This is a genomic window from Streptomyces sp. NPDC102490 (assembly GCF_044765285.1).
Lineage (GTDB): Bacteria > Actinomycetota > Actinomycetes > Streptomycetales > Streptomycetaceae > Streptomyces.
The window spans coordinates 124,036-136,525 of the sequence record NZ_JBIWJU010000003.1; the positions used below are offsets into that span (position 1 = coordinate 124,036).

General features: G+C 74.0%; 13 protein-coding genes. 3 read left to right on the forward strand and 10 right to left on the reverse strand.

Annotation, left to right across the window (positions count from 1 at the left end; genetic code table 11):
• Positions 1-4: 4 nt before the first annotated feature.
• The 6 genes from ACIRGB_RS07230 to ACIRGB_RS07255 all read right to left on the reverse strand — a co-directional run bounded on the left by ACIRGB_RS07230 (position 5) and on the right by ACIRGB_RS07255 (position 6,358).
• The gene (locus tag ACIRGB_RS07230; protein WP_403859531.1) at positions 5-778 is read right to left on the reverse strand and encodes a GvpL/GvpF family gas vesicle protein; all 774 of its coding nucleotides are present in this window, start codon (positions 776-778) and stop codon (positions 5-7) included.
• A complete protein-coding gene (locus ACIRGB_RS07235) occupies positions 775-1,212 on the reverse strand; it encodes a gas vesicle structural protein GvpA (protein WP_104636171.1) in 438 nt (145 codons plus the stop codon). The genes ACIRGB_RS07230 and ACIRGB_RS07235 overlap by 4 nt, the downstream gene beginning before the upstream one ends.
• Before the next feature lie 70 nt (positions 1,213-1,282).
• Entirely contained in the window at positions 1,283-1,654 is a 372-nt protein-coding gene (locus tag ACIRGB_RS07240; protein WP_403859534.1) for a gas vesicle protein, read from the reverse strand.
• Between the two features lie 65 nt (positions 1,655-1,719).
• Positions 1,720-2,652: a non-homologous end-joining DNA ligase gene (gene ligD, locus ACIRGB_RS07245; protein WP_403859537.1), complete on the reverse strand. Its 933-nt coding sequence runs from the start codon at positions 2,650-2,652 to the stop codon at positions 1,720-1,722.
• Positions 2,649-4,496 (reverse strand): transketolase, encoded by a 1,848-nt coding sequence (locus ACIRGB_RS07250; protein ID WP_403859540.1) that lies wholly within the window; start codon positions 4,494-4,496, stop codon positions 2,649-2,651. Before ACIRGB_RS07250 ends, ligD begins: the two co-directional genes overlap by 4 nt.
• Positions 4,493-6,358 carry an FAD-dependent oxidoreductase gene (locus ACIRGB_RS07255; protein WP_403859543.1) on the reverse strand — a complete coding sequence of 622 codons (1,866 nt, stop codon included), beginning with the start codon at positions 6,356-6,358 and terminating at the stop codon, positions 4,493-4,495. The genes ACIRGB_RS07250 and ACIRGB_RS07255 overlap by 4 nt, the downstream gene beginning before the upstream one ends.
• Positions 6,359-6,539: 181 nt before the next feature.
• Here ACIRGB_RS07255 and ACIRGB_RS07260 point away from each other — a divergent pair, with 181 nt between their 5' ends.
• Positions 6,540-7,502 (forward strand): LLM class F420-dependent oxidoreductase, encoded by a 963-nt coding sequence (locus ACIRGB_RS07260; protein WP_403859546.1) that lies wholly within the window; start codon positions 6,540-6,542, stop codon positions 7,500-7,502.
• A gap of 70 nt (positions 7,503-7,572) precedes the next feature.
• Here the strand turns inward: ACIRGB_RS07260 and ACIRGB_RS07265 are convergent, their stop codons facing one another.
• A complete protein-coding gene (locus ACIRGB_RS07265; protein ID WP_403859549.1) occupies positions 7,573-8,058 on the reverse strand; it encodes a phage holin family protein in 486 nt (161 codons plus the stop codon).
• A gap of 88 nt (positions 8,059-8,146) precedes the next feature.
• Between ACIRGB_RS07265 and ACIRGB_RS07270 the strand changes: the two genes are divergently transcribed.
• Entirely contained in the window at positions 8,147-8,494 is a 348-nt protein-coding gene (locus tag ACIRGB_RS07270) for a VOC family protein (RefSeq protein ID WP_403859552.1), read from the forward strand.
• 33 nt (positions 8,495-8,527) lie between these two features.
• Here ACIRGB_RS07270 and ACIRGB_RS07275 read toward each other — a convergent pair whose 3' ends face one another.
• Entirely contained in the window at positions 8,528-10,492 is a 1,965-nt protein-coding gene (locus tag ACIRGB_RS07275) for a DUF5107 domain-containing protein (RefSeq protein WP_403859555.1), read from the reverse strand.
• Between the two features lie 153 nt (positions 10,493-10,645).
• Between ACIRGB_RS07275 and ACIRGB_RS07280 the strand changes: the two genes are divergently transcribed.
• The gene (locus tag ACIRGB_RS07280) at positions 10,646-10,993 is read left to right on the forward strand and encodes a DUF6204 family protein (protein WP_403859558.1); all 348 of its coding nucleotides are present in this window, start codon (positions 10,646-10,648) and stop codon (positions 10,991-10,993) included.
• Here ACIRGB_RS07280 and ACIRGB_RS07285 read toward each other — a convergent pair.
• Together ACIRGB_RS07285 and ACIRGB_RS07290 are read right to left on the reverse strand one after the other, a co-directional pair.
• Positions 10,965-11,543 (reverse strand): GNAT family N-acetyltransferase, encoded by a 579-nt coding sequence (locus tag ACIRGB_RS07285; RefSeq protein ID WP_403859562.1) that lies wholly within the window; start codon positions 11,541-11,543, stop codon positions 10,965-10,967. The two genes, ACIRGB_RS07280 and ACIRGB_RS07285, sit on opposite strands and share 29 nt — an antisense overlap.
• 18 nt (positions 11,544-11,561) lie before the next feature.
• Complete coding sequence (locus tag ACIRGB_RS07290; RefSeq protein WP_403860609.1) at positions 11,562-12,485, reverse strand: LD-carboxypeptidase; 924 nt, start codon at positions 12,483-12,485, stop codon at positions 11,562-11,564.
• Positions 12,486-12,490: the final 5 nt, after the last annotated feature.

Here is a 12,490-nt window from a genome sequence, read left to right on the forward strand (position 1 = left end):
GTCGTCACCCCGCTCCGGTGTCCGCACCGCCCGCCACCGTGCCCGCGGGCTCGGCCGGGCCGGGCTCGACGAAGCTGTACGGCGGCAGCGGGCCGTTCACGCGGACCTCCAGGTGCGGCATCCGGCCGCGGGCCCGCTCGACGGCGGCCAGGAACTCGTCGGCCGCCTCCCGCTTCACCAGGAACGAGACGTTCGCCAGCCAGCCGGTGGACTCGGGGCCCACGCTCACGGCGTCGGCGGCGGGCTCCAGGGCGCGCTCCAGGGCGGTGGCGTCCTCCGCCTCCTTGTCCTTGACCGCGGCCGCGACCATCTCGCCGAGCTGGATCTTCGCCTCGTAGGTCCCGCCGCCCGCCTGCCTGTTGGACTCGGCGAGGGCGCGGATCTCGGGGTTGTCGGCCATCACGTGGTGCAGTACGGCCTCTTCGACGTGGTTGGCCTTGATGTTGTACTCGACCCGGCCGTCCAGCGCCCCCAGGCGTTCCGCGTAGTGCTCGGCGCGCTCGGCGAGGACTCCGGTGACCGCCGCGTCGTCGGGGGCGACGCTGCCGAAGCGCATGGGCAGCACGCAGCCGTCCGCGCCGATCTCGCTCAGCACGTTCTGGTGGGCGAGCAGTTCCCTGCGCTTGGGGCGCAGTCCCTCGGGCGCGTCACTGACGACGGCCGCCAGCTCGCCCTCCTTGAGGATCCGCACCTCGCGCGGCGGGTCGCCGACTCCGCCCGTGCCCTCGGGGAGCGAGGGATGCGTGGCGGCGGTGATGCCATAGACGTACGTACTCACTCCTGCTCCTCCTTCCGGCGCGAGGGCGCGGCCTTGCGGGCGCGCGGACGCGACGACGTCTCACGCTCCGAGCCGCTCTCGTCGCGGGCCTGCTTGAACGCGTCGGAGATGGTCTCGGCGGCGCCGGACAGCGCCCCCTTGGACTTGCCGCGGGCGCCGGACTCGGTCATCTCGCCGACCAGGTCGGGCAGCCCCGGGTCCTTGCGCGGGCCGGCCTCCAGGTCGAGCCGGTTGCAGGCCTCGGCGAAGCGCAGATAGGTGTCCACGCTGGCGACGACGACACGGACGTCGATCTTCAGGATCTCGATGCCGACCAGGGAGACGCGCACGAATGCGTCGATGACGAGCCCCCTGTCCAGAACAAGCTCAAGCACGTCGTAGAGGCCGCTGCTGCCGCCTCCGCCGCCGGTCTGTTGTGCCGGTACGACAGTCATGCCTGCAGTTCCTCCATCTTGTCGGGGATGTGAGTGGTGTTCGCGGTACGGGCGTGCGCCCTGCGCCGCCCTAGCGGCCGCGGGAGTCGGCCCGACCGCGCTCGTAGCGCCGTACGCGCCGGTAGCCGGTGAGCTGTCCCTCGGCGTCCAGTTCCACCTGGTAGCTCGCCATCAGGCTCATGGTGTCGGGCACCCGCTCCAGTTCCATGACCTCGACCTCCAGGGCCCATCCCTCCTCCGTCTGCTCGAAGGACGAGACGGACTCGGCGGTCATGCCGGTCAGCTCCGCGAGCTGGGCGCGCGCCTCGCGCAGCACCTCCATCGGCTTGGGACGGTGCGACTCCTGCGACGACTGTGATTCCTGTGATTTCTGCGATGTATGTGGCTTTCGTGAACTCTGTTGTGATTCTTGCGAGTCGGATGTGCTTTTCGTGTTCGACATGGCCACCTCCCCCTCCGTGTGGCCGCATGTGTGTTCGCCAAACCTCGCCGAGTTGCGCAGTCCGCTCAGCCGTGCAAGGCGTTCAGGCGCCGCCGGGCCGGTCCCAGGGCCCTGGGGCGGTCCGTGAGCCCGGCCCAGGGCCGGGTGCGGGCCTGCTCGACGGCGTCCGCGATGGTCCAGCGCTGGGCGTGCAGAGCGGGGTCGTCCACCTGGTCCCAGGAGAGGGGCGTGGCCACGGGGGCGCCGGGGCGGGCGCGCACGGTGAAGGGGGCGACGGCGGTCTGGGCGTAGGCGTTGCGCTGGATGTCGAGGTAGAGCCGGTCGCCGCGGTCCTTCTTGCGGGCGGCGGTGGTGAGCCGGTCGGGGTGGGCCGCGGCCAGGACGTCGGCGACGGCCCGCGCGAACTCCCGTACGTCGTCGAAATCCTGGCGGCCGTCCAGGGGGACGACGACGTGCAGCCCGCGGGACCCGGTGGTCATCGGTGCCGAGGGCAGCTTCAGCTCGTCGAGCAGCTCGCCCAGCAGCCGGGCCGCCGTCCGCACCGCCTCGAAGTCGTCGCCGGCCGGGTCGAGGTCGAAGACCATGCGGTCCGGCCGGTCGACCCGTCCGGTCCGGGACAGCCAGCGGTGCAGGGTGAGCGCGGCCTGGTCGGCGAGGTAGACGAGGGTGGCGGAGTCGTCGCAGACGGTGTGGCGGACGGTGCCGCCCTCCTTGCCGACCTCGACGCGGTCGATCCACTCCGGGTAGTGCTCCGGGGTGTTCTTCTGCATGAAGCGCGGTCCGTCGACCCCGTCCGGGTGCCGTTCCAGCATCAGCGGGCGGCCCCGCAGGTGCGGCAGCATGAACGGGGCGACGGCACGGTGGTAGTCGACGAGATCGCCCTTGGTGTACTCCGCGGCGCCGCCCTCACCGGCCGGGAACAGCACCTTGTCCGGCCGGTGCACCTCCACCGTGTGCCGCCCGGCCCGCACGGTCCGGGTGCCGTCACCGCCGCTCACGGAATGATCGCCTGCTCCACGAGCATCCGTGCGGTCGCCTCGATGGACGCGGCGTCGATCCCCGCCGCGTGCAGTTCCTCCGCCGGGCTCGCGGAGCCCGGCATCGTGGTGACCCCGAGCCGCACCAGCCGAGGCACGGGCCGTCCGTCCGTGAAGGCGTCCAGTACGGCGTCGCCGATGCCGCCCTCCGGGCGGTGGTCCTCCACGGTCACCAGGCAGCCGGTCTCCTCGGCCGCCGCGCGCAGGGTGGCCCGGTCGACGGGCTTGACCGAGTACAGGTCGATCACCCGGACCGGGATGCCGTCCGCCGCGAGGGCGTCGGCCGCGGCGAGTGCCTCGTGCAGGGTGTCACCGGCCGCGACGACGGTGAGCCGGTCGGCGTCGGAGGAGCGCAGCACCTTGCTGCCGCCGACGGGGAACTCCTCGTCGGGGCCGTAGATCACCTTGCTCTCGCCGCGCGAGGTGCGCAGGTAGCGGATGCCCTCCAGGCCGGCCATCTCGGCGACCAGGCGGGCGGCCTGGTTGGCGTCGCACGGGTACAGCACGGTCGAGCCGTGGATCGCCCGCATCATCGCGAGGTCCTCCAGGCCCATCTGGCTGGGCCCGTCCTGGCCGATGGCGACGCCCGCGTGGGAGCCGACGAGGTTGATGCCGGAGCCGCTGATCGAGGCCATCCGCACGAAGTCGTGGGCGCGGGTCAGGAAGGCCGCGAAGGTGGTGGCGAACGGCACCCAGCCGCGCGCCGCCATCCCCACCGCCGCGGCGACCATCTGCTGCTCGGCGATGTAGCACTCGAAGTAGCGCTCGGGGTGTTCCTTGGCGAAGAACTCGGCCCGGGTGGAGTCGCCGACCTCGCCGTCGAGGGCGACGACGTCACCGCGCGCGGTGCCGACCGCGGCGAGCGCCTCCCCGAAGGCGTTGCGGGTGGCGATCTCGTCGCCCTGGTCGTAGCGGGGCAGCTCGGTCTGTCCGGTGCCCGCCGAGTGCAGGGCCCGGGCGGCCTCGGGGGCGTGCACCCGCACCCTGATGTCGCGGGGCCCGCCCAGCTCGGCGACGGCCTCCTCGGCCTCGGGCAGCGGCTTGCCGTGCTGTCCCTCGCGGTCCTCCACCGCCTGCACGCCCTTGCCCTTGAGGGTGCGGGCGATGATCGCGGTGGGCTGGCCCTTGGTGGACAGGGCCTCGCCGTAGGCGCGGTCGACGGCGTCGACGTCGTGGCCGTCGACCTCGATGGTGTGCCACTCGAAGGCCCGGAAACGGCGTGCGTACGCGTCGAGGTCGTGGCCGTGCCGGGTGGGTCCGCGCTGGCCGAGCCGGTTGACGTCGACGATCACGGTGAGGTTGTCGAGGCGTTCGTGTCCGGCGTGCTCGGCGGCCTCCCAGATCGATCCCTCGGCCAGCTCGCTGTCGCCGCACAGCACCCACACGCGGTAGTCGGTGTGCTCGAGCCGCTTGCCGGACAGCGCGATGCCGACGCCCACGGGCAGCCCCTGGCCGAGCGAGCCGGTGGCCGTCTCGACCCACGGCAGCCGCTGCGGGGTGGGGTGCCCCTCCAGGCGGCTGCCCAGCTTGCGGAAGGTGAGCAGTTCCTCGTCGTCGATGGCGCCGGCCGCCTTGAAGGCGGAGTAGAGCAGGGGGGAGGCGTGTCCCTTGGAGAGCACGAAGCGGTCGTTGCCGGGGTGGGCGGGGCGCTCGAAGTCGTAGCGGAGGTGGTTGGCCAGGAGTACGGCCATCAGGTCCGCGGCGGACATCGACGACGTCGGGTGCCCGGAGCCCGCGGCGGCGGACGCCCGTACGCTGTCGACCCGCAACTGCTGTCCGAGGTCGACGAGTTCACCGGTGTTCATGAGTCTCCTTCCACGGCACGGCCGTCGGTGCGCTTGACGGGGCCGGGGGCGATGTCGGGTCCGGGGGGCGGCTGGTTCGCCGGGGGTTCGGGGCCGGGGTCGGTGGGCGGGCCCGCGGACCGGCTCGGTCCGGACGGGGCGGTGGGCCGTTTCGCGGCGGAGCCCGCTCCGGTGCCGCGGGGCGTCTTGCCCGAGCCTCCCCGGGCGGGGCGCGGTCCGGCGGCCTCGACGGCGCGGCGCGGCCCGCCGGACGCACGGGGCGAGCCGGACCGGCTCCGCTGCGCCCGCTCCCCGTGCGTCTGCTCCTTCGCGGGCTCGCCACCGGGCTGCTCCTTCGCGGACTCGCCACCGGGCTGGCCCTTCGCGGGCTCGCCGCCCGGCTGCCGCTTGGCCGGTTCACCGCCCGGCTGGTTCTTCGCGGGCTCGCCGCCGGCCCGGTCCACGGTGGGCTCGGCGCCCGGCTGGTTCTTCGCGGGCTGGCTGCCCGGCCGGTGCTTCGCCTCGGCGTCGTCGGGGCGGTCTCCGGTGGGACCGGTGTCCTTCCCGGTCCGCTCCGGACGCCCCGGTACCCGGGCGACCTCGGGCGAGGACGACTCCAGCGGCACGGACCAGGACCGTACAAGGCCCAGCTGTACGGCCTGGCGGGGCAGCACCGCGTCGAGCAGCCAGTCGGCGGCGACCCGCACGCGGTTGCCCGGCATCGCCGCGAGGTGGTAGCCGCGGGTGACCGCGCCCGCCGCCGGGCCGGACATCGGCAGGCCGAGGGGGTTGGCGGCGGCCTTGGCGCCGCCGAGGTCCACGACGAACCCCAGGTCGCGGTGGCGGTAGGCCCGCCGCGTCCCGATGCCGAGCGAGGCGGCGACGTTCTGGGCGCAGACCTTGCCGTGCCGCCAGGCGTGCTGTGCGGTCATCGGCGTGTACTGGCCCGGCTCGTTCAGATCGGGCACCGCGGCCACGTCACCGCAGGCGAACAGCTCGGGCCGCCCCGGCACCTGGAGGTGGGGGTCGACGAGCAGCCGGCCGCGCTCCATGGGCAGCCCCAGGGACTCCACCAGCGGGTCGGGCCGCACGCCCACGCACCACACCAGGGTGCGGGTGTCGACGCTGGTGCCGTCGCTCAGCAGGACCCCGTCGTGCGTGGCCTCCTTGACGGAGGTGCCCATCCGCACGTCGACGCCCCGCTGCCGCAGCACCCGTTCGGCGGTGCGGGAGAGCCGTTCGTCCATCTCGGGCAGGACTCGGGGCGCCACGTCGAGCAGCATCCAGCGGGGCCGCATGCCGGTGCGCATCGGGTGCCTGCGGACCTGCGCGTCGGTGTACATCGCGCCGTGCGCCGCGACCTCGGTGCCGGTGTATCCCGCGCCGACCACGACGAACGTGCACCGCGCGGCGCACTCCGCCCGGTCGCCGGCCGCGGCGGCCAGCTCCACCTGCCGGGTCACGTGGTCGCGCAGGTAGAGCGCCTCCGGCAGCCCGCGGAAGCCGTGGGCGTGCTCGGCGACGCCGGGGACGGGCAGCAGCTTGTTGACGCTGCCCGCGGCGAGCACCAGCCGGTCGAAGGGCAGGGTGCCCTCCTCGCCCTCCGGGCCGGTGTAGTGCACGGTGTGCCCGTCGAGGTCGATGCCGTCGGCCTCGCCGAGCACCAGCCGTACGTGCGGCAGCGAGCCCGACAGGGACACGCTGACCCGGCGCGGTTCCAGGATTCCGGCGGCGACCTGGGGCAGCAGGGGCAGATAGAGGAAGTAGTCGGTCGGGTTGAGCACGGTGATGTCGGCCTGGTGCCGGGTGAGCCGGGACAGGGTGCGGGCCGTCCGGTACCCGGCGAAGCCGGCACCGACGATCACGATGCGGGGTCGGCTCACGGTTCGCCTCCGGGCTGTCGCGTACCTCGTGAGCCTTCCGCGTCCCCTGGGCCGGGGCACCCAAACGTCCACGCGCGGGCCGCGGCACGGCGGAGCGGAAGCCGCCGCCCGCCGGTTTCCGGCCCCGCGCCCGGGTACCCGGCCCCGGAATCACCCACTCCCTGTCCGGAGGCAACCCCCCATGCCCGAATACGGCTATTTCCTCTCGTGCGAGCAGTACGGTCCCGCGGAGCTGATCGAGCAGGCGCGCATGGCCGAGCAGGCCGGCTTCCAGGCGCTGTGGATCTCGGACCACTACCACCCCTGGAACGGCGAACAGGGCCAGAGCCCGTTCGTGTGGTCGGTGATCGGCGCACTGTCCGAGGCGGTGTCCCTGCCCGTGGAGACGGCGGTGACCTGCCCGACCGTGCGCATCCACCCGGCGGTGGTGGCGCAGGCCGCGGCGACCAGCGCGGTGATGACGGACGGCCGCTTCCGGCTGGGCGTCGGCACCGGCGAGGCGCTGAACGAGCACATCCTCGGCGACGCCTGGCCGGCCGCGCACGTCCGCCTGGAGATGCTGGAGGAGGCCATCCTGATCATCCGGCGGCTGCTCACCGGCGAGGAGGTCAACCACCACGGCACCCACTACACGGTGGAGAACGCCCGCCTATACACGGTGCCCGACGAGCCGGTCCCGATCGACATCTCGGGCTTCGGCCCGGCGGCGACGAAGCTGGCGGCCCGGGTCGGCGACGGCTACATCACGATGATGCCGGACGCCTCGATGGTGGAGCAGTACCGCAAGGGCGGGGGCGGCGGGAAACTGGTCAGCGGGGGCACCAAGGTCTGCTACGACACCGACAAGGACGCGGCGGTGCGCACCGTGCACCGGCTGTGGGCCAACGAGCAGCTGCCCGGCGAGCTGAGCCAGGTGCTGCCCTCGCCGAAGCACTTCGAGCAGGCGCAGACCCTGGTCACCGAGGACATGGTCCGCGACAACCGGGTGTGCGGCGACGACGTGGACGAGCACGTGGCGGAGCTGAAGCAGTTCGCCGACGCCGGTTTCGACCGGGTCTACGTCAACCAGATCGGCCCGGACCTGCGCGGCTTCTTCGACTTCTACCGCACCAAGGTGCTGCCGCAGCTCCAGCAGAGCGCCTGACGCCCGACGCACCCGGGTAGGCCCGCACGGATGCCGTCCGTGCGGGCCTACCCGGGTGCGTCGCGGCCGGTCAGCCGCGCCCGCGCTCGTCCCCGGGGGCGACGTCGTCGCGGCGGGGTGCGGGAGTGCCCGCGCCCGGGGCGTCCGGGGCCACGGGTGGCATCGGCGGGTAGGGCACGCCGAGTCCGCCCGGCGAGGCGGCGGGCGCACCGCCGCCGGGGACGTGGTCGTGCCCGGTGCCGACTGCCGCATCCGGCCGTGACGGGTGCGGCCGGGCCGCGCCCCGCAGCAGATACGCCGCGACGCCCAGGAGGGCGGCTGTGATCAGCGCGGCGGCCCAGTCCGGGAGCGCGAGGGCGAGCGCCAGCCCCACGGCGAGCGCGACGGCGGCGCCCGCGTACAGGGCGGCGGTGCCGGACGCGGCGTACAGCGTGGCCTTGCGGCGCTGCCTGCGGGTCTGCTCACGCAGTTCGTCGCGCACGGTCTCGCGTGCCACCTGCGCCAGTTCGTCGACCAGGTGCCTGTCCAGGTGTTCCAAGTGATCCATGCGGTCCATGGGTTGCGGGTACCCGCGGGCCCGGCTTCCATGGCCGGTCGGCAGGACGGGGAGTGGCCGGCGGGCCGTTCCAACTAGGCTCGTCCGTATGGACATTCTGGGAGCCACCCTGCGCATCTACGTCGACGACCTGGACAAGGCGATCCCCTTCTACGAGGGCCTGGCCGGCGGCGAGGCCCTCCGCTTCGAACGCGGCGGCGTCCAGGTCGCCGCCGTCGGCTGCTTCCTGCTGATGAGCGGGCCCGAGTCCCAGCTCGAGGTGTTGCGCAAGGTGGCCGCGACCATCGCCGTGTCGGACGTCGAGGAGACCCGTCGCACCCTCAGTTCGCTGGGTGCCGACATCATCGCCGGACCGGTCCCGACGCCCGCGGGCCGCAACCTGATCGCCCGGCATCCGGACGGGGCGATCTACGAGTACGTGGACCGGCAGCAGTAGGGCCCCGGCACGACCCCGGGGGGCCGGGCGGGCTCACTCCCCGTCCGGCCACATCCGGAAGTCGTAGCGGGCCGGGAGCGGTGCGTCGTCCAGCCTCGCCCACAGCACACCGATGCTGTCGGCGCCCTCCCTCAGGTCGGCGACCTCGAAGCCCTCGTCGAACACGGCCCGCGCCTGCCCGTGCCGGCCCTCCGCGGCCAGCAACTCGCCCTCGGTCAGCCGGAACCGGCCACGGGCCCGCGTCACGGGGTCCAGCCGCTCCCACACGGACCGGGCGTCCGCGGTGCGCCCGGCCGCGAGCAGCGCCCCGATCGCCTCCCTTCCCAGCGCCGCGGTGACGGCCGCCCACCGCTCCTCCCCTTCCGCCGCCGCGTCGGCCCGGCGTGCGCACAGGTCGTCGAAGGCCTCCGCGTACCGGTCGGCGGCGCGCTCGTGGTGGCCGTCCTGCTGGTCGGCGACGGCGAGACAGCGCAGCAACGGCCAGCGGTCCGCGGCGGACTCGAGTCCGCGCTCCCAACTGCGCACCGCCTGCGCCCGGTCGTCGCCGTGCCACTGGGCGACCCCGAGGTGGTACTCGGCGAGGGGGGTGACGGCCGTGGTCTCCAGCATGTCCCGCCAGGGCCGGGCGACCAGCGTCCCACCGGGCGGCTCGTGGTCCTCCGGTTCGGGCAGTGCCCCGGCGCGCAGCAGGTGCAGCCAGGGCCGCTGTTCCTCGCCGAGGGTGTCCTCGTCGAAGGGGGTGCCGGGCAGCTTCCAGCCGGCCCGCAGCACCTCCAGCGCGCCCCAGCCCGACCCGGTGGCCAGGCGCTCGCCGGGCTCGGTGTCGGCGTACGGCCGCCAGGCGTCGTACGCGGCGTCGACGTCGGCCCGCGGCAGGGCGGCCTCCAGCCGGTCCTCCGCCCGGCGCAGCACGGTGTGCCAGTCGCCGTCCGGCGCGGCGTCGAGCGGCCCGTACGCCTCCAGCCAGGACAGCTCGCTCTCCGCCTCCAGCTTGACGTGTTCCAGCTGGGTGCGGACGAGTCCGGCCTGGATCTCGCAGTAGCCGCCGGTGCCGGGCTCGGTGAGCCACTCCTGCCAGCGGCGTCCGCCGGGTCCGGTGCCCCACACGAACAGCTTGCGGCCGCGCAGCAGGTCGGTGGAGGTCTGCACCAGGCCGTGGCCGTCCTCGTCGAGGGCGGCGATCCAGCGGCGCCGGTCGTCCGGCACCTCGTAGAAGTAGTCGGCGGCGTAGGTGCTGTTCAGCGGGTAGGTGCGGTCGACGCCGTCGTACTCGGGGACGGGCACCCTGCGCAGGCGTCGTTCGTATCCGAAGTGCCAGGCCGCGTCGGCGGGGGCGAGGACGCGGCGGTCCTCGGGGACGGCGATGTTGGACCACCAGTAGGTGGGCACGGGGCGCTCGTGCGGGTTGCGGATACGGGCGCCGACGTAGAGGAAGTCCGAGCCGTCCGGCAGCCACAGGTCGACCTGGAAGGGCAGGTCGCGCAGCCGCTCCCACTCCCACAGGCGCAGCATCTCACCCCCGTCGGGGGCGGGGACCCGGGCGGCGTGCACGGGCGAGCAGGACAGGGTGGTGTGGCCGGTGGCGCCGATGTTCCATTCGACGCCGCCGGAGAACCAGGCGCCGTTGAGGGCGAAGTTGGCGGGCTGGAACACGGGGTTGGCGTAGAGGAGTTCGCGGTCGGTGGGCTTGTGGCGGAGGGAGGCGATGCGTCCGCCCAGGCCCGGCAGGACGGTGGCCCGCAGCCGGTCGTTCTCGATGACGAGCGCGTCCAGACCACGCGGGGCGCGCTCCCGGTCGTAGCCGTCCCGGACCTGGACGGGCAGCAGGCTGCGCAGTGGCTCGTAGTCGACCTGGCGGGCCATGTCGCGCGGCAGGCCGGCCCGGTCCCGGTCGTCGATGCGGTGGGCCTCGTCCAGGGGGCGCAGCGGCGGCAGGGGGTTGTCCGGCCCCAGCGGCGCGGCGGGCAGGGTCAGTACCTCGCGTCGGATCGTCGTCACGGTTCCCCATGGAAGCCGCTCCCCGGCGCGGTGAACAGGGGCTACGTCGGGCGGGCGGGGCGACGTGACTCACGTTTAATCCGCTGGGACCCGGTACGGGCGCGGGCATAGGGTCGGGCGGTCGGCGCGGACGAAGACGAAGGAGAGACGCACGTGAGCGAGCAGCACACCTACCGGGTGATCGTCCGGGGCACCTGGGAGGGGCTGACCGAGGAGGCGCGCGCCCGGCTGCTCGCCGAGGCGGGCGAGCACGGGATGACGAGCATGCGGTTCACCGAGGAGGGCTCGCTGTCGTACGAGCCCGCGCCGCTGAAGCACTTCTCGATGCGCTACGTGGTGGTGTCGGACGCGGCGGACGGCGAGGAGATGGCGGGCGCGATCGCGCAGGACCGGGCCGAGACCACGCTCGGCGCGCTCGGCTACGGGTTCCGCGACCTCAGGTCCACGGTGACGGACCTGGACACGATGAAGGTCAACCGGAAGTCACGGTCTCGGCGGTGATCGCCCAGCGCTGGTGGTCGCGCCAGGCACCGTCGATGTAGAGCATCCTCGGCGAGAAGCCCTCCAGGTGGAATCCGCAGGCGCGGGCCAGGGCGATCGAGGCGGCGTTGCCCGGCTGGACGTTGATCTCCAGCCGGTGCAGGCGCATCGGCCCGAACGCGTGGCGCACCACGAGGCCGAGTCCTTCGCGCATCAGCCCGCGGCCCGCCGCGTGCGCGAAGGCGCCGTAGCCGAGCGCGCCGCTGCGAAAGCCGCCCTCGACGATGTTGTTGATGTTCACGAACCCGGCGATGGAGCCGCCGGGCACGCCCCCGGAGGCCGCGTCCGGGTCCTTCTCGCACACCAGGAACCCGGCCTTGGTGGGGTCCTCGATCAGCCGCCCCGCGTAGGCCTCGTACGCCTGGACGCTGTCCGGCGGGAAGAGCCAGGGGTGGTGCAGGTCCTTGCTCTGACGGGCCCGTTCGGTGAACTCGGCGCCGTCCGCGTAGGTGAAGTGCCGGATGCCCACGCGCGGGCCCTCGGCGAGGTGGCGGGACGGGGTGTGCGGCATGGGATCAGCCTACGACGGTCAGCGCAGCGCGGGCGCCTCCAGCGTCAAGGTGCCCGCGTCGGCGTCCAGTTCCGCCGGCACGCCGAACGGGACGGTCAGCGCTCCCTCGCCGTGCCCGAACCCGAAGTCCTCGGCGACCGGCACGCCGAGCCCGCCGAGCCGGTCGGCCAGCAGCGGCCGCAGCCGCTCGTAGGGCTCGCACTGCGCCCACGAGCCGAGCAGCACGCCGCCGACCCCGTCGAGCCAGCCGGCCCGGAGCAGCTGCGTGAGGTAGCGGTCGATGCGGTACGTCTCCTCCCCCACGTCCTCCAGGCACAGCAGCCCGCCGCGCGCGGAGGGCCGGGCGTGCGGGGTGCCCAGGTCGGCGGCGAGCAGGGCGAGGCAGCCGCCCAGGGTGACGCCCCGGGCCCGGCCGGGCACCAGCGGTGTGCCGCCCGAGGTGAGCACGCGGACCGCCTCGGGGTCGAACAGGGTGGCCCGCAGGTGCTCCTGTGCCCGGGCGTTCTTGATGAAGTCGATGCCGGCCGCCATCGGCCCGTGCAGGGTGACCAGGCCGAGGCGGGTGGCGAACGCCTCGTGCAGCGCGGTGATGTCGCTGAAGCCGACGAACACCTTGGGGCCGGCCGCGCGCATCGCCGCCCAGTCGAGCAGGTCGGTCATGCGCTGGACGCCGTACCCGCCGCGGGCGCACAGGACCGCGTCCACGGCCGGGTCGCACCAGGCGGCCTGGAGGTCGGCGGCCCGGTCGGCGTCGGTGCCCGCGAGGTAGTCGAAGGTGCCGTGCCGGTCCAGGACGTGCGGCGCCACGACCGGGTCGAGGTCCCAGCCGCGCAGCACGTCGAGGCCCGCCTGGAGCCGCTCCTCGGGCACCGGTCCGCTGGGCGCGACGACGGCCACCCGGGCGCCGGGGGCGAGCCGGGCCGGACGGACCAGCTCTGCCACCCGGC

Coding starts and splice junctions, on each gene's coding strand:
- ACIRGB_RS07240 (WP_403859534.1), bottom strand. CDS start 1,654: ATGTCGAACACGAAAAGCACATCCGACTCGCAAGAATCACAACAGAGT.
- ACIRGB_RS07285 (WP_403859562.1), bottom strand. CDS start 11,543: ATGCCGCACACCCCGTCCCGCCACCTCGCCGAGGGCCCGCGCGTGGGC.
- ACIRGB_RS07250 (WP_403859540.1), bottom strand. CDS start 4,496: ATGAACACCGGTGAACTCGTCGACCTCGGACAGCAGTTGCGGGTCGAC.
- ACIRGB_RS07235 (WP_104636171.1), bottom strand. CDS start 1,212: ATGACTGTCGTACCGGCACAACAGACCGGCGGCGGAGGCGGCAGCAGC.
- ACIRGB_RS07260 (WP_403859546.1), top strand. CDS start 6,540: ATGCCCGAATACGGCTATTTCCTCTCGTGCGAGCAGTACGGTCCCGCG.
- ACIRGB_RS07270 (WP_403859552.1), top strand. CDS start 8,147: ATGGACATTCTGGGAGCCACCCTGCGCATCTACGTCGACGACCTGGAC.
- ACIRGB_RS07265 (WP_403859549.1), bottom strand. CDS start 8,058: ATGGACCGCATGGATCACTTGGAACACCTGGACAGGCACCTGGTCGAC.